This is a genomic window from Moorena sp. (genome assembly GCF_982860115.1).
Window position 1 is genome coordinate 14,931 of record NZ_CEYLVT010000050.1, and the last position, 23,111, is coordinate 38,041.

The 23,111-nt window shown below is 44.1% G+C and carries 22 protein-coding genes; 10 read left to right on the top strand and 12 right to left on the bottom strand.

All coding sequences use genetic code 11. The features are described 5' to 3' along the window. Nucleotides 1-7 precede the first annotated feature (7 nt). Both AC4II3_RS11190 and AC4II3_RS11195 read right to left on the bottom strand, forming a co-directional pair. A complete protein-coding gene (locus AC4II3_RS11190) occupies nt 8-442 on the bottom strand; it encodes a hypothetical protein (RefSeq protein WP_488008523.1) in 435 nt (144 codons plus the stop codon). A gap of 83 nt (nt 443-525) precedes the next feature. Then, a complete protein-coding gene (locus AC4II3_RS11195) occupies nt 526-894 on the bottom strand; it encodes a phasin-related domain-containing protein (protein ID WP_488008525.1) in 369 nt (122 codons plus the stop codon). Between the two features lie 164 nt (nt 895-1,058). On the opposite strand from AC4II3_RS11195, the gene mnmA reads away from it, so the two are divergent. Beyond that, complete coding sequence (mnmA, locus tag AC4II3_RS11200; RefSeq protein WP_488008527.1) at nt 1,059-2,147, top strand: tRNA 2-thiouridine(34) synthase MnmA; 1,089 nt, start codon at nt 1,059-1,061, stop codon at nt 2,145-2,147. A 221-nt stretch (nt 2,148-2,368) separates the two neighbouring features. Here the strand turns inward: mnmA and AC4II3_RS11205 are convergent, their stop codons facing one another. The 3 genes from AC4II3_RS11205 to AC4II3_RS11215 form a co-directional block, all read right to left on the bottom strand. Then, nucleotides 2,369-2,608, bottom strand: coding sequence for a 2Fe-2S iron-sulfur cluster-binding protein (locus AC4II3_RS11205; RefSeq protein ID WP_488008529.1), 240 nt, complete (start codon nt 2,606-2,608; stop codon nt 2,369-2,371). A gap of 159 nt (nt 2,609-2,767) precedes the next feature. Continuing rightward, nucleotides 2,768-4,258: a cobyric acid synthase CobQ gene (gene cobQ, locus AC4II3_RS11210; RefSeq protein ID WP_488008531.1), complete on the bottom strand. Its 1,491-nt coding sequence runs from the start codon at nt 4,256-4,258 to the stop codon at nt 2,768-2,770. A gap of 73 nt (nt 4,259-4,331) precedes the next feature. After that, nucleotides 4,332-4,742, bottom strand: coding sequence for an Npun_F0494 family protein (locus AC4II3_RS11215; RefSeq protein ID WP_488008554.1), 411 nt, complete (start codon nt 4,740-4,742; stop codon nt 4,332-4,334). 266 nt (nt 4,743-5,008) lie between these two features. Between AC4II3_RS11215 and AC4II3_RS11220 the strand changes: the two genes are divergently transcribed. The 7 genes from AC4II3_RS11220 (at nt 5,009) to AC4II3_RS11250 (ending at nt 12,861) form a co-directional block, all read left to right on the top strand. After that, nucleotides 5,009-5,443 (top strand): peroxiredoxin, encoded by a 435-nt coding sequence (locus AC4II3_RS11220; protein WP_488008533.1) that lies wholly within the window; start codon nt 5,009-5,011, stop codon nt 5,441-5,443. Nucleotides 5,444-5,569: 126 nt separating this feature from the next. Further along, complete coding sequence (locus tag AC4II3_RS11225) at nt 5,570-7,555, top strand: response regulator (protein WP_488008535.1); 1,986 nt, start codon at nt 5,570-5,572, stop codon at nt 7,553-7,555. 139 nt (nt 7,556-7,694) lie between these two features. After that, entirely contained in the window at nt 7,695-10,535 is a 2,841-nt protein-coding gene (locus tag AC4II3_RS11230; protein ID WP_488008537.1) for a PAS domain S-box protein, read from the top strand. Continuing rightward, the gene (locus AC4II3_RS11235) at nt 10,525-10,905 is read left to right on the top strand and encodes a response regulator (RefSeq protein ID WP_488008539.1); all 381 of its coding nucleotides are present in this window, start codon (nt 10,525-10,527) and stop codon (nt 10,903-10,905) included. The genes AC4II3_RS11230 and AC4II3_RS11235 overlap by 11 nt, the downstream gene beginning before the upstream one ends. Before the next feature lie 249 nt (nt 10,906-11,154). Beyond that, nucleotides 11,155-11,778 (top strand): hypothetical protein, encoded by a 624-nt coding sequence (locus AC4II3_RS11240; RefSeq protein WP_488029260.1) that lies wholly within the window; start codon nt 11,155-11,157, stop codon nt 11,776-11,778. Nucleotides 11,779-11,809: 31 nt separating this feature from the next. After that, complete coding sequence (locus AC4II3_RS11245; protein ID WP_488008543.1) at nt 11,810-12,190, top strand: response regulator; 381 nt, start codon at nt 11,810-11,812, stop codon at nt 12,188-12,190. Nucleotides 12,191-12,516: 326 nt separating this feature from the next. Then, nucleotides 12,517-12,861, top strand: coding sequence for a late competence development ComFB family protein (locus tag AC4II3_RS11250; protein ID WP_488008544.1), 345 nt, complete (start codon nt 12,517-12,519; stop codon nt 12,859-12,861). Nucleotides 12,862-13,011: 150 nt separating this feature from the next. Here the strand turns inward: AC4II3_RS11250 and AC4II3_RS11255 are convergent, their stop codons facing one another. The 6 genes from AC4II3_RS11255 to AC4II3_RS11280 form a co-directional block, all read right to left on the bottom strand. Beyond that, complete coding sequence (locus AC4II3_RS11255; RefSeq protein WP_488008546.1) at nt 13,012-13,398, bottom strand: hypothetical protein; 387 nt, start codon at nt 13,396-13,398, stop codon at nt 13,012-13,014. Nucleotides 13,399-13,494: 96 nt separating this feature from the next. After that, on the bottom strand, nt 13,495-14,691 hold the full coding sequence (locus AC4II3_RS11260) for an RNA-guided endonuclease InsQ/TnpB family protein (RefSeq protein ID WP_488029261.1): 1,197 nt from the start codon (nt 14,689-14,691) through the stop codon (nt 13,495-13,497). Nucleotides 14,692-15,014: 323 nt separating this feature from the next. After that, nucleotides 15,015-15,905: an ABC transporter permease gene (locus tag AC4II3_RS11265; protein ID WP_488013672.1), complete on the bottom strand. Its 891-nt coding sequence runs from the start codon at nt 15,903-15,905 to the stop codon at nt 15,015-15,017. Nucleotides 15,906-15,983: 78 nt separating this feature from the next. Next, nucleotides 15,984-17,003, bottom strand: coding sequence for an ABC transporter ATP-binding protein (locus AC4II3_RS11270; protein WP_488013666.1), 1,020 nt, complete (start codon nt 17,001-17,003; stop codon nt 15,984-15,986). Nucleotides 17,004-17,156: 153 nt separating this feature from the next. Beyond that, nucleotides 17,157-18,374, bottom strand: coding sequence for an RNA-guided endonuclease InsQ/TnpB family protein (locus AC4II3_RS11275; RefSeq protein WP_488013670.1), 1,218 nt, complete (start codon nt 18,372-18,374; stop codon nt 17,157-17,159). Next, entirely contained in the window at nt 18,262-18,795 is a 534-nt protein-coding gene (locus AC4II3_RS11280) for an IS607 family transposase (protein ID WP_488029262.1), read from the bottom strand. Before AC4II3_RS11280 ends, AC4II3_RS11275 begins: the two co-directional genes overlap by 113 nt. Nucleotides 18,796-19,559: 764 nt before the next feature. On the opposite strand from AC4II3_RS11280, the gene AC4II3_RS11285 reads away from it, so the two are divergent. Both AC4II3_RS11285 and AC4II3_RS11290 read left to right on the top strand, forming a co-directional pair. Continuing rightward, nucleotides 19,560-21,110: a hypothetical protein gene (locus AC4II3_RS11285; RefSeq protein WP_488013663.1), complete on the top strand. Its 1,551-nt coding sequence runs from the start codon at nt 19,560-19,562 to the stop codon at nt 21,108-21,110. 218 nt (nt 21,111-21,328) lie between these two features. Further along, nucleotides 21,329-21,490 (top strand): hypothetical protein, encoded by a 162-nt coding sequence (locus AC4II3_RS11290; protein WP_488013661.1) that lies wholly within the window; start codon nt 21,329-21,331, stop codon nt 21,488-21,490. Nucleotides 21,491-21,497: 7 nt separating this feature from the next. Here the strand turns inward: AC4II3_RS11290 and mnmE are convergent, their stop codons facing one another. After that, nucleotides 21,498-22,877 (bottom strand): tRNA uridine-5-carboxymethylaminomethyl(34) synthesis GTPase MnmE, encoded by a 1,380-nt coding sequence (gene mnmE / locus AC4II3_RS11295; protein ID WP_488013659.1) that lies wholly within the window; start codon nt 22,875-22,877, stop codon nt 21,498-21,500. Between the last annotated feature and the right edge of the window lie 234 nt (nt 22,878-23,111).

Genomic DNA, 23,111 nt, shown 5'->3' on the forward strand with positions numbered 1-23,111 from the left:
GCTAGGATTAGAAACGATTTGAGGAATTTCTAGGATGGGATTCCCAGTCAGGACAATCTTCTGTGTCCCAACCATAGGGATGCATAGCGCAGACTAATAAATTTCCACCGTAGGCTTGACCGTGATAATGACGGCAACCTATGCAGGCGGGATGTTTCTGTGAGGATGGTGTCACGGAATCAGGAAAATCGTCGTCTGTTTCACTGACCATAACCTCAAAGTCAAAATAAATCTCAACAAACGGTTCAACAATATCTTGCAAACACTGGTCAATTTCTGCACCAATGGCATTGTCTACCTGATTGGCAAACTCCTCAACTTCATTGGCAAACTCCTCGGCAAACTCCTCAACCGCCTCACTGACACCCTCAAAGAACTCATCGACCATATTAGCCACTGATTCGAGGGTTTCAAAAATACTTTTAGACCAATCATCTTCCATAGTAAATAGTTACTCAACAACCATGATGTGCTATATCAGTGTTGTTGACAAGTTAATTATAAGTGCTAGATAAGTGCTATAAGTTAGCGCTTGAGCCGACGTAATTCTTCTTGCATAGCTTGCACCTGCTCGCGTAGTTTGTCAACATTCTGATCTTCAGGTGGTGCTGATTCTTCTTCCTCATCAGCAATAATCTCAATCCGGCGCGGCTCAGGTTTAGGATCATTAGGCTGAGCTTGAGAGGATTGCTGTTCCCCCTGTTGCACTAAATCTTCAACCAGTTTACGGGCTTCCTCGGTAGTCATTTCCCCTTTTTCTACTAGTTCATCTACCAGTTTCTGAGCTTGACCTCGCACTTCTGACAAGGTTCCCCCAGCTCTCTCCCCTGCAGCAGCAGCTATACCAACGCCTAGATAAAACGCTTTTTGAACCAAATTTCCAAAACCAGCCATGAGCACTGATACTCCGAGATTTCTCCTATTACTCTATGATTCCAGGATAGGAGTGAAATCCTACTTTGCCCACTCGACTTCAGTGAGACGGACTTAAGGGTCAGTAGGATTAGAATAATACTATATAATGCCATACCTCCCTAAGGTAGAAATCTGTTGAGTTCATGAATAAAGTTGTCGTTGGCTTGTCTGGCGGAGTAGACAGTTCCGTAGCTGCCGCCACCCTCTATCACAAAGGATACGAAGTTGTCGGATTGACCCTTTGGTTAATGAAAGGGAAGGGTCAATGCTGCTCTGAGGGAATGGTCGATGCAGCGTTTATCTGTGAACAATTAGGAATTCCCCACCACATTGTGGACAGTCGCGATGTTTTTCAGGAAAACATTGTGGATTACTTAGTCTCGGGTTACCAATCTGGGATTACTCCACTCCCCTGTTCTCAGTGCAACAAAGCAGTAAAGTTTGGTCCGATGCTGAGCTATGCCCATGAGACATTGGGGATTGATAAAATAGCCACAGGTCACTATGCCCGGATTACTTATGATGCTGAATGCGATCGCTATCAATTGCGGCGAGCACTAGACTTGACAAAAGACCAGTCATACTTCCTGTATGACTTGACTCAAGACCTGTTGGCGGCTTCCCTATTTCCTTTGGGAGAACTGAAGAAAACGGAAACGCGACGCCTGGCTGCTGAGTATAATCTCAAGACTGCTGATAAACCAGAAAGTCAGGACTTGTGTTTAATCGAATCCCACGGTTCGATGCAGAAGTTCCTGGACAAGTATATTTCCCAAACCACAGGTGACATCGTGGACTTGGATGGAAATGTGGTAGGGCAACATCAGGGAATTCACCACTACACCATTGGACAACGGAAAGGGCTAGGTATAGCTGCTCCCAATCCGTTGTATGTGATTGCCCTGGATGCAGCCAGGAATCGGGTAATTGTGGGCGAACGCCACCAAGCCACCCAATCTGAATGTACGGTTCATCGGGTCAATTGGGTATCTATTGAGAAACCTACCGTTCCCATTCAAGCTTCTGTGCAAGTTCGCTATCGCTCACCTGCTGTACCTGTGAATGTGATTCCTCTAGAAGGAAATCGGATCAGATTAGTGTTCGATGAACCACAATTCAGCATCACCCCAGGACAGGCTGCTGTTCTGTATGACGGGGAGCTGGTGCTCGGAGGTGGCATTATTGAGCAGCTACCAGGGAAAATAGCCAATAGCAATTTGGTTGAAGGTTAAAAGTTGAAAGTTTAAAGTTTAAAGTTTAAAGTTTAAAGTTTAAAGTTGAACGTGATTGCGTGGCCTTTTGGCCAAGGTTGTCTGTCAGAATGCAGAATGGTGAATGGTGAATCTAGAATTCCAAATTCACCATTCTAAATTCTCAATTCTCAATTCTCAATTCTCAATTCTCAATTCTAATAGTGACCTTGACCAAAGCCAATTGCCATGGTATAAATAGACTACCAATTGGTGTCAGAGTAGAGATTAATCGTCAGCTGTTCATAACCTGAAGGTACAGCAGTGATACAAGAACAAACAGTCGGTCCATTTTCTATATCTACCTCACAGGCATGACAAGAACCCATCAGGCAACCTGTGGCAATGAACACACCAGCACGTTCAGCCACTAGAAGGATGGGTTCTCCGACTTCGGCCTCAACTGTCACATCATCTGGTAGAAAGCGAACGCTTACACTCATGTTTGATTAGTCATTTCATTTGTTAGTTTTTTATTGTTAATTGTTTAGTTAATAGTTTACTTTTTAATTAATAATTTCCCTTAACGATTTTCCAGTTTCCATTCTCAATTCTCAAGTTTACTTTTTACTTTTGACAAAACTAATCTGATAGTTAACGGTCTAAGACCTTAAAATCGGGGTTAAATCAAGATGAGATTCGATAGTATCAGCCAGTGAATTCAAAAGCGCTTCTCGTTGTTCGCGATAGTTTACAACCCCAGTAGGGAGAGAAGGTAGCCCTCGTCTGGAGCGCAGTTGATTCAACCAGGCACGTCGCCAAGGACTATTGTCAAACATGCCATGGAGATAGCTGCCCCAAATTGATTGATTCACGTCAACAATGCCCAAACCATGGTCATCGAATAAGGCTCGATAAGCAGATTTATTGTCTCCCATCTCCGCCTCCAGTAGTCGGGAACGCCCCTGATGAATTTCGTAACCAGTAATGGGTAAGCCAACTTGGGGATAATTGGAGGTCACCATCCGTTGACGGGCAACTTTACCACTGGTAATCAAGGTTTTTAAGGGCAATAAGCCTAATCCTGGATGACGTCCCTGTTTACCCTCTAATCCATCGGGATCAACTAGGGTTTTGCCTAGCATTTGGAATCCCCCACAAATTCCCAAAATTGTCCCACCTGAGGCAGCATAGTTTTGAATCTGCTCAGCCATGCCACTTTTTTGGAGTACCATCATGTCCGCAATGGTAGTTTTCGTGCCTGGGAGAATCACTGCATCTGGATATCCCAAGGTTTCATTTGGTGACAGATATTTCAAAAAGACGCTCGGTTCAGCTTCAAGGGGGTCAAAATCAGTAAAGTTAGAAATTCGAGGTAAACGAATTACTACGATAGTGACTTCCTGATTGGACTTGTTCCTGCTGTTGCGATCTAGTAAGTCAAGGGAATCTTCAGCGGGAAACAGTATATCAATCCAGGGAATAACTCCAACAACCGGAATACCAGTGCGTTCTTCTAACCATTTTATCCCGGGTTCGAGCAGTGATCGCTGACCCCTAAACTTATTGATCACGACACCTTTAATCAAAGCTCTCTCCTCTGGTTCGAGGAGTTCGAGAGTACCGATTACCTGAGCAAAAGACCCTCCACGGTCAATATCTACCACCAGCAAGGTGGGAGCTTTGAGGTACCGCGCCACTCGCATATTGGTCAAGTCGCGGTGCTTGATATTAATTTCTACTGGGCTACCAGCTCCCTCACACACGACTAAATCAAACTCATTGGTTAAACGTCGCAGTGATTCTTCAATCACCTGCCAACCCTTATCAAAGTACTTTTCGTAGTACTCCGCAGCATTAACCTTCCCTACGGCTTTACCCATAAGAATGACCTGGGATGTCATGTCACCCTGGGGTTTGAGTAAAATTGGGTTCATTTCCACACAGGGAATGACACCTGCAGCCCAAGCTTGTACTGCTTGGGCATGTCCAATTTCTCCACCATTGGGTGTAACATAGGCATTTAGAGCCATGTTCTGACCCTTAAAGGGACACACACGCCAGCCTTGTCGCGATAGCAGGCGACATAGAGCTGTGGTTATCAAGGATTTTCCTGCGTGGGATGTAGTACCCACCACCATAATCGCTTTCATAATTCAGGGTTAGGGCGTCAGAACTAGCCTAGATGATTAATAGATTGAGATATCACCCTGTCACCAACTTGATTTAAACCGACAATCTTAGCCAGCGATTCAAGGTATGATGGAGTCGATCTGATAATGAGGGTGGAGGTAAAGTTTCTCCAAGCCCTTCCCACTTTTCTAACAACTGACGACCCAAAGGTGTCAATCGAAAACTATCTGTAATTCCCTGACCGTCTACTTCTCGACGTAATACACCCACTTGAATCAACCACATTAAATCGTTTTCTACTGCCAATTCAGACCTAGGGCGCGTTGTGTAGTTTTTCTCGACACCTTCAAGACCTACTATAGATAAGAGTGGAACACTGTTAGAACGCATCGCTGCCAATAGAGGTATCCGGAATGGCAAACATCGCATTGCTTGCTCTGCACGCTTAGTAGTTCGGTCAGGATATTGAATCGCCTGGCTACTTTGAGACTGAATTGAAGTTATTGCCACAGTTACTAAATCTCAGAACTATACTGACCGCCGATTACTTCTATATTAAGGTTTTTTTTGACATTAGAGGCCAACCTCTGGTAGTTTACTCTAGAAATTTTTTAATTTACTCAAGGCCTAGGCCAAACTGGGCAATAAGCGTGCTTATATATAATGGTACTTACACGCCTTAGGCACCCTAAAAGTCGAGTTACTCGGTAAGTCGTATTACTGTAAACTCTATAAAGAAGTTCAGTATATTTCTATAGGAAACCAAAGTTATGGCTCTTCAAGTTGGCGTGGATGCACCAGCATTTACTGTCAAAGATGACGAAGGCAATACCGTTTCACTGTCGGACTTTGCGGGTAAAACTGTAGTGCTTTATTTTTACCCCAAAGACGATACTCCAGGCTGCACCAAGGAAGCCCAAAGCTTTCGGGATAACTACGCTGAGTATCAAGGTAAAGACATGGTGGTACTCGGTGTCAGTATGGATGATGAGGCATCCCACAAACAATTTAAGGAAAAGTATGGTCTGCCTTTCACCCTGCTAGCGGATACGGATGGCTCAATTACCAAGGCTTATGATGTTGATGGTGGCGGTTACTCCAAGCGCGTAACCTACATTATCAACGGCGAGGGCAAAATTACTCACGTTGATGAGACCGTAAAAACGGCTAGCCACGCTCAAGATATCTTGACAGCCATCGGCTAAGTCAAAAGCTTCAAACTTCGTCTAAATTTTGTTAAATTTGGGCGAAGTTGTTAGTATTGATATAACCCCTATTTAAATAATCTAGAAACTAACCCATCCCCTTGGTGCTGGAGCTGTTAGGTCCTCGTGAGAATCCTGCTAGTAGAAGACGATGAAGGTATTGCCAAAGTAGTAACAGCAGCCCTAGCTAGTCAACATTATCAGGTTGATATAGCTACAGATGGGAATGAGGGCATAGAACTAGCAGAGATATTTAAGTATGACTTGATTTTGCTAGATTGGATGCTTCCCAAGCTCAGGGGAATTGAGGTGTGCAAGCAGCTGCGAAACGCCCGCGATCGCACTCCAATTATCCTCCTCACTGCCCAAGACACCAGCACTAACAAAGTCGAAGCTTTAGACGCAGGAGCAGATGATTATTTAGTCAAGCCCTTAGACATACCTGAATTATTAGCCAGAATTCGCGCAGTGCTTCGCCGCAGCAGCACCCCCCTACTCCCTGTGCTTGAGTGGGGATTGCTCCATCTTGACCCCAGTAACTGCCAGGTCAGCTACGATCAGGAACTGTTGCATCTGACCCCTAAGGAGTATGGTCTAGTAGAGCTGTTTTTACGGAACCCCCACCGCATCTTTAGCCAAAGTTTCCTGCTAGATAATCTCTGGTCTTTTGAAGAACCTCCTACAGAAAATGCTGTTAGAGCTCATATCAAAAGTTTAAGGCGGAAACTCAAGCAAGCTGGAGCCAAAAATGATTTAATTGAAACTGTCTACGGCTTGGGTTATCGGCTCAGAGAAACGTCTGAGGAAGGTTCAACTCAAACAAAGACTGAGAAAAACAAAGGGAAAAAAGTAGCTAAAAAGACCCCATCTAACCAGAAACAATCAAAGGTCAAGAGTGATAGTTCTCTTTCCACAATCCCTAATGCTCAATCCGAAGAACCAAAGCAATCAGGACTAAGTGCCATTTGGGATCAGCAAAAGTCAAAGTATATCAAGCGGGTCAATGTATTGGAGCAGGCGGTGACGGATTGGCGAGATGGTAATCTCACCGGAAAGTTGCGAGAGGAGGCTTTACGGGAGGCACACACCCTAGCTGGTTCCCTCGGTAGCTTTGGTTTTGATCAAGCTTCTCTCAAATCCCGTGAAATTGAGCAGATATTGAAATCTGCGAAAAAAGGTAGCAAGGAGACCATAGCACATCTGTCTCAACTAGTGGTAGAACTACGAGAAGAACTAGAGACAGAGCCTAACGTTACAAAACCTACTGAAAGTCCCCCATTCCCGATTCCCCACTCCCCATTCCCGATTTCCCACTCCCCACGACTACTGATTGTGGATGATGATGTAAAACTAGCGCAAGGGTTAGCTTCAGAGCTAGCAGCCTGGAAAATGGAGGTTGAGGTGGCCGCTGATATATCTCAAGCCAGAAAAGCAATTGCTCGTAACCGCCCTGATGTGGTACTGCTAGACTTGTGTTTTCCTGACTCAGCGGGAAATGGTTTAGAGCTGTTAGCAGAACTGAAAACAACTCAGCCCCCTGTGCCTGTGGTAGTACTTACGGTTCAAGAGAGTTTTGCTGAACGAGTTAAAGTGGCTCGTTTGGGGGGACGGGGTTTTCTTCAGAAGCCTGTAGCACCTCAAAAGGTGATGGATGCGATCGCTAAAGCGTTGCAACAATCTGGTCCACCACAGGCAAAGCTATTGATTGTTGACGATGACCCTCAAATCTTGGATCATCTACGCACTGTGCTAGAACCTTGGGGATTCCAATTGACTTTACTAAACGATCCACAACAGTTCTGGGAGACCATAGAGCAGTGTACTCCCGATTTACTGATTTTGGATGTGCAAATGCCGGAATTTAGCGGTATTGACCTGTGTCAGGTGGTACGCAATGACCCTCGCTGGGCTGAGTTACCCGTGTTGTTTCTCTCCGCTGCTCAAGATACTGAAACTGTGCAGCAAGTGTTTATGGCTGGTGCTGATGATTACGTACAAAAACCAATCAGGGAACCAGAGCTATTGGCTCGCGTGTTGAATCGCATTGAGCGCAGTCAATTAAGACTTAGGATGATAGCACAGAAGAATCAAATAATGTTGTCAGATAAATAAATAACCCTGATCAGTTAGTGGACATAGAATTTGGAGATCGTACATATTAGAGTTGATCACATCAAAGTTGATCACATTTTATTCACAGTTGATGGTTAACGGTTGACTGTCAGCAATCATGTCAATTGTCAACCTAATTATGATCAATTTCTTTGACTATCTCCTATTTGCCGAAACGTTTATTCCCCAAGGTAACTGCTACCTTGGGCAGCCTAACGTAATCTGGCTGCACCTGATCAGTGATGCTCTCATTACCCTAGTCTACTATGTGATTCCTATACTGCTAGTGTACTTGATCAGGCAGCGGCAGAATCTGCCTTTCAAGGGACTCTTGATTTTGTTTGGGGCGTTTATTATTTGTGGTGGCACCACTCACCTGATAGAACTATGGACTGTTTGGGATCCAGCTTACTGGCTATCAGGCTCTATTAAAGCAATTACAGCTATAGTTTCTGTCTACACTGCCATAAAATTCTATTCTATTCTACCTCGAATCCAAAATTCACCTAGTCTGGCTGGACTTGAGCAGCTCAACCAGGAGCTAAAATCTCAACTTGAAGAGCGTATTGTGGCAGAGCAATCCTTACGGAAACGTGAGCAACGCTGGCAATTAGCACTACAGGGAGCTAATCAGGGAATTTGGGACTGGAACCCCAAAACCAATGAAACCTTTTTCTCCAGCCGATGTAAGGAAATGCTGGGGTATGATGAAAACTACGACATCGGAAACTATAACCATCAATGGTGGACACACATCCATCCCGATGATGTAGACCAGGTGATCAAAGCCATGGAGGATCACTTAGCCCAGAAAGCCTCCTATTACCTTCAAGAGTATCGCTTACGGTGCAACGACGGCAGCTACAAATGGATTCTTGACCAGGGACAAGCACTTTGGAATGAAGCAGGTGATGCAGTGCGGGTGGTTGGCTCAATTACCGATATTAGCGATCGCAAGCAGACAGAAGAAGCATTTCAAGAAAATGAAAAGGCCCTGAAGTCCAACCAAGAGCGGCTCGACGCAATTATGAGTTCTCTTCAAGACGTGGTGTGGTCAGTATCACTGCCTTCTGGGATACTGCGCTATGTTAATTCTTCAGCCTTCGAGCAAGTTTATGGTCGCCCAACTTTCGAGTTATTCAGCGATCAAGACAACCTCTGGCGACAGTTTATTGTGCCAGAAGATTGTGAGCATGTTGAGAAGGCATGGCGAGCTATTCAAGAAAACCGTCGTGAATCGTGGGATTTAGAATATAGAATCCAGCTCACTAATGGAGAAATTCGCTGGCTGAACGATCGCGCTCATGTGGTTATCCGTGATCATGGCACCTCTGTACATCTTCACGGCATCACTACGGATATCACGAAGCGTAAACAGCAAGAAGCTGAACTGCAACAACTCAATCGAGAATTAGAAATTAGGGTTCAACAGCGCACAGCTGCTTTACTCGAAAGTGAACAACGATTCCGCTCGTTGTTTGAATCTGCCCCAGATTTTATCCATATCTTAGATACTCAGGGCATGATTGAGCAAGTGAACCCCGCTGTCATCCAGCAGTCAGGTTATGCTGAATCAGAATTGATCGGTAATCGGTTAGAAGAGTTTTTTACCCCCACATACCAAAACATTTGCCAGCAACAGTTTCCGGTTTTACTGGAGCAGGGAACCCATCGTCAAGAAATTGAGTTTGTCTGCAAAAATGGGACAATTATTACCACAGACTGCTCCTGGTCAGTGGTTCATGATACCCAAGGAAACATTAGCTATATCTTAGTGTTGCAGCGAGATATTAGTTCACGCAAACGATTTGAAGAAGAACGTACCCAGTTAATTGCTAGCTTACAGGAATCAGAGCGACGGTGGCGCAGCCTTCTCGAAAATGTGCGACTGGTGGTGGTGGGACTAGACCGACAGGGAAAAGTGGAGTATGTCAATCCCTTTTTCCTAGAATTGACTAAGTACACAGAAGCAGAAGTTTTAGGCAAGGAGTGGTTTGAAAACTTCCTGCCCAATTACCAGCAACAGTCAGTACAGCAATACTTCCAAGATATCCTAGAGCCAGACTTTCAATCCCACTATCAGCACTCGATTCTCACCAAATCAAAGCAAGAAAAAATCATTGCTTGGAATAATACCCTACTCCAAAATGTCCAGGGAGAGGCAATTGGCACTATGAGTATTGGGGAAGATATTACCGAGCGCTACGCTATTGAACGGATGAAAGATGAATTCACTTCCGTGGTCAGCCACGAACTCCGTACCCCCTTAACCTCGATTCATGGTGCCTTGAACCTGTTATCAACTGGTCTAATTCAACCTCAGTCTGAACGAGGACAGCGTGTGATTGGCATTGCCGCTGATAGTGCTGAGCGTTTAGTGCGACTAGTTAACGATATTTTGGAACTCGAACGTCTCGAATCTGGTAAGATCCGTTTGTCGAAGCAGCCCGTAAATGCAGCTGAGTTGATGGTTAAAGCTGTTGATCAGGTGCAGGTCATGGCTAATCGAGCTGGGATTAAATTGGAAGTCTCGTCCCAAGCCATTGAAGGTGAAATTGAATTCGAGGCTGATAGCGATCGCATTATTCAAGTAATAACTAATTTACTAAGCAATGGGATTAAATTTTCAGACAGAGGTTCTAGCCTATGGTTAACCGTGGAACTGCAACAGCCAGAGGAACTAGAAACCACCTCACCCCCTGACCCAAACAGTCCAACGATCTTATTTACTGTTAAAGACCAAGGTAGGGGAATTCCGGCTGACAAACTTGAAAGCATATTCGGGCGTTTTCAACAGGTTGATGCCTCCGATGCCCGTAAAAAAGGAGGGACGGGTTTAGGGTTAGCGATTTGCCGTAATATAGTTGAGCAGCACGGAGGCAAAATCTGGGTTGAGAGTACTGTTGGTGAAGGCAGCAGTTTTTATTTTACTTTACCAGAACAAACAGCAGCAGCAGAAGGTGAGAAGTATGACAACTAAGCGCATTTTAGTGATTGATGATGATGATGGGGTTCGAGAAATCATCCAATTTTCTCTAGAAGCAGCAGCAGGGTGGGAAGTGTTGACAGCTGCTTCTGGTAAAGAGGGATTAGCTAAGGCTGAGGCAGATCAGCCTGATGCTATTCTGCTAGATGTAATGATGCCCGAGCTGGATGGACCGGCTACCTTTCGACAGTTACAAGCTAATGCAGTAACGGCGGATATCCCAACAATTTTGCTAACCGCTAAAGCTAGGAGCAGCGAGCAAAAGCAGTTTCTAGATTTGGGGGTAACTGGAATTATTACCAAGCCGTTTAAACCTATGGAATTGGTCGAGGAAATCCAAGGGATTCTTAATTGGCTCGATTGACTCATCGGAGTTTTAGGTTTTATTAAAACTGCCAAACCTGCAGGCAATTATCAAGAACTTCATGATAGATTAATTGCTGGCAAACACAGTTCTCAATTGGGTGAGCTACAAAGATTCGATAGCACTCACCTTTGAGATATTAAATATTACCCCTAAGTTGGTAGCTTAGTCAATCACAGTATCTTCACATTTGCGCCCTAATTTGTAGTTGTAGGTAAGGTAAATAGATCTTGGGTTGAACTTCGGGGTATGGGTATCATTTTTTCAAACAAGGGTAACAATTCTAGTACTTCTTTCAACATCACTCCTTTGGATCAATTATCCCTGAGTCCCACGATCAATCCCACGATCGATTTAGCTTATCCTCACGACCCAGAGCACCAAAGGAGACAAAGCTTCACACCAGTTGTCCTGGGTATCAATAGTTTGCCCTTGACCAAAGAACGAGATATGGGTACAAGCCTTGCCCAGGACTATGAGTCATACATCGCATTAGCTCTGGATGTGTTTCAGAGTCAAGACTCAACATTTATCAAATCTCTTAAAGACTTTCTCACTGTTTTACCCAGTCCCACTTATATTGAGCAAGTCTTACTCGCAGCGGTTTATCGACTACCAGAGATTAACCTTGATGCTTGTCACTGGCTATTGCGTCATCCCGATTATTTGATGCCCGAACTTGACTTAGTGGCAGTAGCGATCGCTCTGGCAATTAAGAAGCTTCAGGAGGAAGGGTTAGTGTTGGGTCAAGATTTTAGCATTGAACCAAATGGTCGGTTATCTGTCAGTACTCTGGCAAAGGATACGTTATGGTTCGGTAGCTCAACTAGCGATCGCCTCTTGCTAGAACAGATTCTGCAAGTTGGGGATTAATCTTGATCATGAATTTATAAAGCTTGGAGCGATGAACAAAACAATTTTATTAATTGAAAATGATAAAATGTTGCGCTCAAATTTTTCAGATTTACTGGAATTAGAAGGCTTTAATGTCCTTACTGCAGAAGACGGTTTGCTCGGTTTAAATTTAACTAAAATTGTCCGACCTGATTTAATAATTTGTGAAATTAATATACCATCAATTGATGGGTATGAGCTTCTCCAGATATTACGAGATAGGTTAAAGACAGCGAAAACACCGTTTATATTTCTAACCAGTGAGTCAAAAGAAAATGGCTATGATCGAGCTAAGCAAATGGGAGCCAACGATTATCTAACCAAACCTGTAGAGAGTCGGGAACTATTAGCAGCAATTAATCAGCAGTTAAGAATAGTTCCCTTGACTTAAAACAAGGATCAAAACCTCAGGGGGTGACAAGCTAATTGAAAATCTTATAGGGGTTAGGTTTTAGGGGTTAGGTGAAGCGTGAAGATTGCCCTTGCGGTATGGATTGAATAAAACTATAGAAGAAGTTGAATTGGTGAAAATTGCTTCAATTGCTGGCAAATACAAATGACACCGATGCGCTCATTTTACCCAACACCTAAAACCTAAAACCTAAAACCTATCTAGGTTTGAGCTTTGTTGTCACCCCGTGAGTATCAAAACACGCTATTTCTTAATTAATAAACCGCTTTTTAATAATAGACCGGTTGGCAAAAGGAGTGTAAACGATGGCTAAACCCCTTGTTCACCTAACTACACCGATAGTGATTCAAGAAATTGAAAACGTCTTAGCCAGGTATCCGAAATTTCCCTATCAAGACGTGTTTTCCCAGTCTAACATGCGTCAGGATTTAATTGCTTATGTCCTGAACCGAATTCCGAATAACTATGAAGCGGTAGACAAGATTGAAGCATCATCAAAAAGCCAAGAATTACAGCAGTTATCCTCAGAGCAGAAGCTGTATTTAGAAAACTGGATTCATACAGGAATCTATAATATCTTGCACTGGGATAATTTCCCAATGCCCCAAACGTTTACCTCAAGGTCTATTTCCTCTGATTTCTTAGCTTGATTTCCAAAAATTACTATCTATAAATAAATAGCAGTTCTCAATACCCAATTGAAAACTGCTATTTTCTCCATGGGATAACCGGTAAAGCAAGTGATTAACCGAACTTGATATCAATCGTGATCCAAACCTGAGCCAAAGTTTTTAATATTATCAGTAAGTTTCGCTAACCCCAGATGTAGGAGGCTGGTTTTCTGGATATTGGTTTTCTGGATATGCTAGTTGGGGATTGCGCAACCGTTCCAACTGTAAACGCCTAAACTCAGAAGCAGCATCATCTAGTCTCTGAGACTGTCCCTCATTGAACTGATCGATATCAACTGTACCCAATTGGGCATTATGGATTAAATCAAAAGCGTTGAAACCACTATCTCCAAACCCCCCAAACGTGTCTTGCTCGTTAGGATTATTAAAATTTTCATCCGCTCGAATAGTACCTATACTTTGGGCAGTAGCGGATTGAGGTAGTAAAACTGTAGTAATGCCAAGGGCTACACTCAATACAGCTACAGTAAAAACAGATTGGTTGCTGATTGTCATGGGAATTCCCCCTCAATGGATAAATCTCACTGGTCTACTGCTTTGACACTCCCCGGTCTAAAGACGCGGGGATTCTTCATTCAATGACCCGACTTGCTAAACCTGGCCGGAACCAAGAACAGTAGAGGTCAGATCTCCTGAAGCGTTCGGATCTACGTTCGCGTAGCGTGAGCTACGGTCAATCCAGGTTCCGGTGTGCCCCACCGTACCCAAGGCTCTGTTTAAAATGTTGACTGCGGCGTTATGATCTCTGTCTAATTTACAACCACATTTACAGACATGAGTCCTAGTAGATAGTGATTTCTTTACTACCTCGCCGCATTCAGAGCAATTTTGACTTGTGTAAGCAGGATTGACTGCAACAGTAACTCTGCCAAATTTAGTTCCAAAATGCTCTAGCCATTTTCTAAATTGATACCAACCTGCGTCGTTAATAGATTTAGCAAGACAGTGATTTTTTACTAGATTTTTGACTCTTAAATCTTCATAGGCGACCAGGTCGTTAGACCGGATTACGCAACGAGCCAGTCTCTTGGCGTGTTCTTCACGTTGCCTACTTATTTTAAGGTGCTGTCTGCCTAGTCTATTAATCGCTTTTTTACGATTGGATGAGCCTTTATTCTTTCGAGAAACTTGACGTTGATAGAATTTTAGCTTCTTTTCCCCAGCCCTGTAAAAACGAGGGTTAGGTTCGGTTTTGCCCCTGGAATCAGTGTAAAACTCTTTCAATCCTACATCCAGTCCCACAGTCGCATCAGCAGGATTTAATTGCTCTTTTACATCGACAGAGATGCAAAACTGAACGTAGTAACCATCAGCCCTCTTGACTATGCGAATTCGTTTGATTAACTTATTATCAAAGCGCCACAAGTCCCATGTACCCTTGAGTTTCAGTTTTCCGATTCCTTTCTTGTCGCTAAAAGTGATCGATTTTTTGCCAGGAGACAACTTCCATCCTGACTGTTTATACTCGACCGATCTACAATGCTTCTGGAATTTAGGAAAACCTTTCTTTCCAGGTACTTTCTTTTTACAATTTTCAAAGAAACGAGCGATTGATGACCATGCCCTTTCAGCCGCAGCTTGTCGAGCTGTTGAGTTCAATTCGTTGGCAAAAGGGAAATTCTTGGCCAAGGTTTTGCAATATTTATTTAAGTCGTATTTGCTTAACCCTTTGTTATCCATCCACAAGCGAAGACAACTATTCCGCACAAATTTAGCAGTCCGAATAGCTTCGTCTATAGATTGATACTGTGCTTTTTTTCCGTATGCCTTAAACTCAAGTATGATCATCAGAACTCGACCTCTTCTGTTATGTTATTATGCTAACACACTTAGCACAAATTAACAAGTCTTTTATTCGTCTTTTTCACGGCGACTAAAGTCGCAGCGAGCCAAAACCCCGGTTTAAAAACGCGGGGTTTTGGCTTGTGGGAATCTCCATAAAGTTATATATAGTTAACCTGAGTTAACCTGCACAGTTAACCTGCACAATTGTTACAAATTCATTTTGGACGGTTGACGCGACCCTGTCAATAGTCAACCATCCAGAAAAAGCAATGAGTTAATATTAATTATTTCACGGGATCCTAAGGCTTTAGCCCTAGGAAGAATGATTACAACCGGCGGCTCAGTAGTGGAGAAATTGCGAGTAATACGGCTGTGCTAAAACCAAGCAATATCAACAGGGATTGGCCAAAGGTAATAGATGCCCAGGGAGCCTGCATCACAATACTACCAACAGACCAGTCATTGTGGAGATAGAGATAGCGAATTGGTTCAATGGCATAGCTGAGGGGGTTAAGACTGGCTACTACTTGTAACCATTTGGGCATGAATGACAGAGGAGCAAGGGCTGTGCTGGCAAACAGTAGGGGTAAGTTGGTAACAAAAATTACTGCAATTAGTTCAATGTGACCCGGTAGGGCAAATGCTAGTCCGAGACTGAGGGCTGTGACTCCGACCACTAGCAAGAATACAATCAAGCCAATCATCGCCAGACCAGCTAAGTTCGGTAAACCAGCTCCTAAAAAGGAACTAGCGGTGACAATTGCCACAGTTTGCAGCAAACTCAGAGCGATTATATATATGGCTGAGGCTGCAACAATAGAAAAGCGAGATACTAACGGAGCTACGAGTAAGCGGTTGAGGAAACCAAATTCCCGGTCAAACATGATCGGTAAGCCAGCATTGAGTGCTCCAGCAAAGGCGGTAAACACAATCACACCTGCACCGAGAAATTTGCCATAGCTCAAACTCTCGCCAAAAATCCCTTGAGGAGCGTTTTGGAATAATGCCCCAAATAGGATTAGCCACATTAGGGGCTGGATAATACCAGCCATTAAGGTAGAAGGTCGCCGTTGCAGCTGAATAAACAGGCGTTTGGTTAGGGCTTGGGTTTCTTGGATAAATTCACCTACACCAGGAGTATCATTGACTGGGATTGGTGCAGTAAGGTCTGGTTGCCAGTTAAGGTCGGATTTAGGAGGGGTAAGGGTTTCACTCATATTCATTCGTGCCATAGATTCTAAAATAGTTGGAGCAATTTGTATTTACTGTCCACTAACCACTGCCCTATGTCTCCTTTAGGCCATATTTTGTTTCCGCTCTGCCTTGGGATCCCGTTTTCCAGCCTGAGCCAGTTCAGCATCCATCAGGGTTTTACCTGTGGCAGCTAGGTAGACATCATCTAGGCTAGGTCGCGACTGAGCAATCCCAAAGGTCGGTAAACTAACGTCTTTCAAGGCTTGCTGAATGATCATTAAGGCATCGCTTTGGGGTTTAACCACAAGGTTAAGGGAATTGCCCTGATTGCTGTTAATAATCACCTCTCGCACAAAGGGCAAGGACTGAAGCATATCTTTGGCTTCCTTGGCTTCTTCCATGGGGGAGAATTCCCGGATGCGCAGGGTAATGCGATCGCCTCCAACACTATCCTTTAACTGAGATGGTGTCCCCTCGGCTATGATCAACCCTTTGTCAATAATTGCCACTTGGTCAGCTAATGCGTCTATTTCTTCGAGGTAGTGGCTGGTGATTAGTAATGTGGTTCCTGAGTCTCGCAGCTTTTGCAACAGTTCCCATACCACGAATCTGCTCTCAATGTCAAGACCTACGGTGGGTTCGTCTAGTACTAAAACATCGGGTTGGTGGAGTAAGCCAGCGGCTAAGTCCAGCCGCCGACGCAGACCACCGGAGTAAACGCCAGTTTTTTTATTGGCATACTCCTTGAGCTGCAAAATGTCAAGCAGTTTATTGATGCGTTCTTTGGCAACTGCTTTGGGAAGATGATAGAGGTCAGCTTGCAATTGGAGTAGTTCTTTACCAGTGAGTACCTTATCTAGGGCAACTTCTTGGGCTACATAGCCTAGGCGGCGGCGTGCTGCCCTAGGATTGTGTAGTACTGAAATGCCAGATACCTCAATTTTTCCAGCGTCCGGTGCCGTGAGCGTGCATAGGCAACGAATGGTGGTGGTTTTCCCGGCACCATTAGGACCGAGTAAGCCAAAAATTTGACCCGGTTCAACTTGTAAGGAGATGTCTTTGACGGCGTGGACATCTCCATAGCGTTTTTGGAGGTTCTGGATTAATACAGCGGCAGCCATAAGCTTTCCCTATGCCGGTCAGGGATACACAAATCTCAACACTTGTTATTGTAGCCCCTTGCCCTGGTTAGGGGTAAGATCTAATGTTTTTAGCCAAAACTGCTGAGGAGTGATTGGCAATATCAATGGCAATATCAATGGTACCGATACTTTTTAGCTACCAAAATCTACCAAAGGCGGATCTTGGCTCACTAATGCAAGCTGCTCTCGCAGCCAGGGTGTATCTACCAAGGCTCGTAGAAATATCCCACGAGCGCCGTTAATATCTCGATCCATGGATCGACCATCAACCTTTGACTTAATAGTTTTACTTCCACCGATGTTGACCAATTCTCCTGTCCAGCTGACAGTTTGGCTGGTGTAAGCTTCGCAGACATCAACCACCGTCTTTCCAGTCTCTTGAGCTTTATGTTTCAAAAACTCTTTGAATCGGTAATGAGCAAAAGTCAGCATATTTCTTACGGTCTTAGATTTAATCTTTCTACTTCCTCTTCTGGACATTTGAGATGTTTCAAAAGTAGGAAGGATAATTACATCGAAATTGTCAACCAAAAACCTAGCTGCCTTGTGGTGAAGTTCATTTATTAAGTTTTTAATTTTTATTACCATTCGGCGAGCGGCTTTTCTCATTCGACGTTTTTGACCACGCTTAGCTTTGCTGATTTTAGATATCAGGTTGTCTAAGTGTTGACACAATCGCTGAATTTTGGAAAAGTCACCATGGCCTATTTTGCCAACGGAAGTCTCACCGAAAAAGGTAATAAAAGTCCTGACTCCAGGATCCAAAGCGACTACTCTACCTTGGTTGTCAGTATTCGATGCAGTCACCTTGTGAGGGACTACTAGATAGTAATCTCCATTATTGCTGGTTAGTCGGCAATCACAGATGTCACCGGGTAAGCCCTCAGAATAAGTTAATTTACCCAATTTCGTGTGATAAATTCCTGATTCAGAAACGGCTGACTTAGGAATATAACAAGATTGAACATGGTTCTTCCTTGATCTGAATTTTACCCGGTTGATCTGTGATGTTTTTTTGTACTTTTTATTGGCTTCCCTGACGGCAGTGCAAGCGTCCTTGATCGCTATCGATTTAATTTGATAAGGCACGTCTTTGCACCACTCTGGAAGGTCATTCAATATTCCAGTTTTGATTGCTTTCCAGTTAGCCTTGACAGTGCCATCATGGAGGATTTTGACGGTCTTGTTGAACACATACCGGGACACTCCAAACCATTTGCGAACAAGCGATCGCTGGTCAGAGTTTAGAAATACTCGAATCTTCTTTGATTTTCTTACCGTACTTCCGGAGTCCGTGAACCCGGCAGGAGAAGACGTGAATGATGGAGAGAAGATCTGCGGTGAGTTCAGATTCGGGACAGCTTTCAGGTTGGTCGAGAACCAAGATTTTTCCACCGTTGAGACTGACCAAGTACTCAATGAGTTCAAACCCAAATCGGGTAAGTCTGTCTCGACAGGTAACAACAATTGTGAGCTGATATCCTCGCATAAGTCGCTCCAGTATGGTTCTAAGTCCTTTCCTTTTGTAGTTGAGACCTGAACCGATATCTTTGATGATCTCTGCTTCCGGGAAGAGGGAATGCAAGTAGACGACTTGTCTGGCGAGGTCGTCTTTTTGTTTACTGGTGCTAACTCGGCAGTAACAGCAGACAGTTCGGATATGTTTAGACGACCTGGCTCCGAGGCTGAGCAAGCTCTCTGTGTCAAAGAACCTAGTTCCTTTTGGGGTCTTCTCGCATTTAATCGTCCCATTGTCGGCATATTTCCTCAAAGTGTTTCTAGAAAGTCCCGTAAGTTCGACCGCCTTACGAAGTGGTATAAGTGTCATAGTTGTAATCTACCATTTTGTTTTAGGTAATGGTAGATTAGTTGATATTGTTGTTAAATGTCACAAGCCCCTAAGGGTACTGTCACCCTCTGCTTAATCAGGGAAACTGGATGTATCCGTTGTTACCAATTGTGCTCACGGTCAAAATATCACCCTTTATGTAAGTATTTACAATACGTTACATAAATTTCCTCTAACGACCTTGATATTTATGTATGGGCTTGCACTACCAGAATAAGATCAATTTGATTTATTCGAGCTACAGATGATGATCCGGTGTATGGGTGATTAAGTTTACGGATCTAGGGCTAACCAAGTATACGGTTGATCAGGTGTACGGCTGATCGGGTGATTAAGGTGTAGCAATCGTTTTTTTTAATCGGTATAAGTTTTCGCAAAGTCTGAGGGAGTCATCAGCATGACAGGTTTGTTTGAGGATTCAGTCGCTCTCAAAAATCTGGTGAGGGAGTCTGCGTCCACAACGATAGTGATCAAAGATTTAAACCAGTCACAGAGCGTTGTTAAGTTAAATAACGTCAACAGCGACCCAAATCATTAGGTACCAACCCTAGCTCCCCTCAATCATGGTCAGAATACCTTTCTCCCTTTGAATCTCTCAAAATTTACGTGTAATCGATTGTTGTGTTAAAGACTTACCACACTTCCCACTCTTTCCTACCCGCAGCGCTATAACTCAGGAGTTAGACATGACAAAATTGCCAGAAAATTTAGGATTCAAATTTCGCAGTGTCTACTGCTACCAGGATGCCAGATCCGATCCCTGGACATTTTATTACATTCCAGCAGAACCATCACCAGAACTGAATCAATTAGGAAAACCTACTATCAATATGTTGGTTAGCGATCGCGCTGCCATACTCCAATTACAGACGCGCTGGGATACAGACTCCAAACTCCTCGAATCCCTCAAAAAAGAGTTAACCAGACGCTATCGAGAACTCGACTCAGACCTGATTTCCCTAAAATTAGCACCGGTTTCCAGTCCCAGAGTGACCCTTGCGATCGCAGATGGTCAAGATAACATTCAGGATTTGGAAACTAAGCCATCATCCGGGTTGTCACCCTACTCCACTATTTTCAACCTGCGGCTCACTGCTGAAGATAAAGCAACCGTTCTATGTGCTTTCAACGGAAATAAAAACTATTTCACTGTCAGATACGATGTTTCCCTTGGGGTAGGAGCCTCTAGCCAAAGCACTATTGAGGGAGATGTAGCACCGGATATCAAAATACTCACACAAACTGAATTAGAGGATGATGATAGCTCCTCATCCCCTTGGAGAGTGCCATGGCGAAGAAATAAAAACAATGACGAGCAACAAAAACCAACCATTACCTTAGAGCAATGTCTGGCTCAAATCGAGACAGCTCTAGAAGAAAAGCGTCTCACCCTTAGCCGCCAAGACATTAATGATGTGTCCGATCAACTCCGGGAAACCGTGGATGGGGATGCTAAAAAAAATGCAGCTAATCAACTTTTGACCATGGTTAGCAAAGTAACCGGAAAAAATTCTGTTCCCGATCAGGCCATTCTCAAAGCAACGGCTAAGCAAACTGAGACTAAACAGTACTCTTTTGAACGGCACAGTGACGTAAGTTCTTGGTTTCGTGATGGAAACGGCTCAGATTATGTGCAGGTTTCACCCACGCCAATTGAAGAGCCTCAACAAGACCCCTCAATGCCGCCCATCGAAAAACCTAACCCTAAGGATTCAGAGGTGACAGAGAAAGTAGTTCGGCTTGGTTTTGAAGGAAACAATGCCCCAATTTCCTCAATTGAGGTCACCTGTGGAGAAGCGAAAGCAATCCTTCGTCGTTCAAAATTTCAGCCTGTTACCTTACCTTTTACTGGAGAGTCATTGGTGGTAGAAACCAAGTACACCAAAGCTGGAAAAACGTTCAGATTAGAACTTCCCCCAGATTCCGAGGAGTGGTTACTCATGCCAGAACATCTGGGATTAGGGATAGTCGTAGTAGATGGCTCTCGACCAAAAGCAGAGGATGCTCGCAAAGCAAAGATCACCCTGCGTTATCATCCCTCAGGAGATGGCACCAAAAACAACAACGTCATTAATTTCAAACAGAGTGACGATGAGTGGATAGAAATTTGGTACCTGATCACCAGAAGTCCTGAACTCGACGGTGTTATCGAGTGGTTTTGGCAGGAAACATCAGCAAGAGGAGCTATCGTAAAGCATCCTTTAGTACAAACCAATAATCTTCAGCTAAAGTTATAGCTACTAATAACTTTAGCCGTTTTTAATTGGGTGAGGTACAAAGTTTTCGGTTTTAGGGAACAGCGGATCTGGAAATAAGAAAAAAAAATCTGTATACCTCATAGCTATGAAAAGCGCTATAGTTGGACACAATTAAAGTTAACTGTTCATACAAATAAATAGGAAATAAGTAACGTAAAATAGCAAGTTTAGTTAAGGTTTGGCAAGCAGTTGTCACTATGAACGAAAAACTATTTGGTAACACAGGTAAAGTTGATCTACCTGGCAACACTAAAAATGACTGGGGAACAGAGGATACCACTTACTTTGTTCTTGCAGATTACTTACCAACAAATCAAGAATTAGCTGAGGCGAATAACTTGCGAATGGTCACGATCTAAGTTGATCTTACTTCCCAATACAGAAACGGCTGAAAATGCGGTCAAGCACTGATTCGGTTACTTCCTCTCCTGTAATTTCTCCCAAGGCTTGAATTGCTCCACGCAAATCTATCGTCCAAAAATCTAAGGGTAACTTTTGGGCAATAGTTTCTTGCACTTGCTCAAGAGACATTTTCGCCCTAGTCAAGGCAGCCGCTTGTCGTTGGTTTATGGCTAAATCTAAATCAGCGGCTTGCAGGTTGCCACGATTTACTGCATCAAGAATTGCTTTCTCCAGAGCATCAATCCCTAGATTGTAGGCAGCAGCTGTCTTCACTACCTGCTCTATAGTATTAGGATAGCATACGGTAGATTCACTCTTATCACTGGCTAGGTCAGTTTTGTTAATCACTAGAATTACGGGACGTTCTTGCACCTGTTGGTAAATTTCCTGGTCTCCTGCACTCCAGCCAGTGGTTGCTTCAATCACCAGTAATACCAAGTCAGCTGCCATGGCTGCACTACGCGATCGCTCTACTCCAATCTTCTCCACTTGGTCAGCGGTTTCCCGAATTCCTGCTGTATCGAGCACCTGTACCGGGATTCCCCCAACCACTAACTGGGATTCTACTACATCTCTAGTGGTACCAGGAAGGTCAGTGACAATAGCGCGATCGCATCGACTCCAGGCATTCAATAAACTCGATTTTCCGACATTGGGTCGCCCCAGGATCACCACTTTTAAACCAGTGCGCAATAGCTCCCCCTGATCCGCAGTGGCTAATAGTAGGGATACTTCTGTTAAGATCTGGTTAAGTTGAGCCACAATTGCGCCTTGATCAAGGGGCGGTAAATCCTCCTCAAAATCAATTCGAGCCTCAATTTCTGCCAAAACATCCAGGCAAGTAGCTCTGGCTTCCCGAATGGGTGTGGCGAGCTTGCCTTGCAACCCAGCTAGGGCGGCTTGAACCGCTGCTGGGGAGCGAGACCCCACTAAGTCAGCAACACTTTCTGCCTGAGTCAAATCCAAACGGCCATTCAAAAATGCCCGCAGGGTAAATTCTCCTGGCTGTGCTAATCTCGCTCCTTGTTCTAGGCACAATTGCAACACTTTTTGTACAGGCATGATCCCACCGTGGCAATGGAACTCTACCACATCTTCACGAGTGTAGGAACGGGGAGCTTGCATAATCAGCAGCAATGCCTCATCCACTAGCTGTTGGGTTTTGGGATGACGCACATAGCCGTAGAGAATCCGGTGACTCTCCCAAGCCTGACGCCCCGGTGCCTGGAAAACAGTACGGGCAATTGCGATCGCATCCCTTCCTGACAGTCGCACAATACCGATACTCCCTTGTTGGGGGACAACTGCTGTTGCGATCGCAGCAATCGTTTCACTCTCGAACATCTCAGATCAAATTCGCTTAAGTAACCATCATATCTCTTCTGGTCGTACAGAAGTAGGGAGTAGGCAGCAGGGAACAGCATATCACCGGAACAGGGAAAAAATACTCTGTACCTCATGAGGTTATAAACCGCATCACCTATTAGCGTAACCGAAAAATCCAGGCACTATTTGGGAAGTGATTAACCAGAGCGGTCAGTGATCAGCCGTCAGCCGTTGGCCGTTGGCCACGCTACT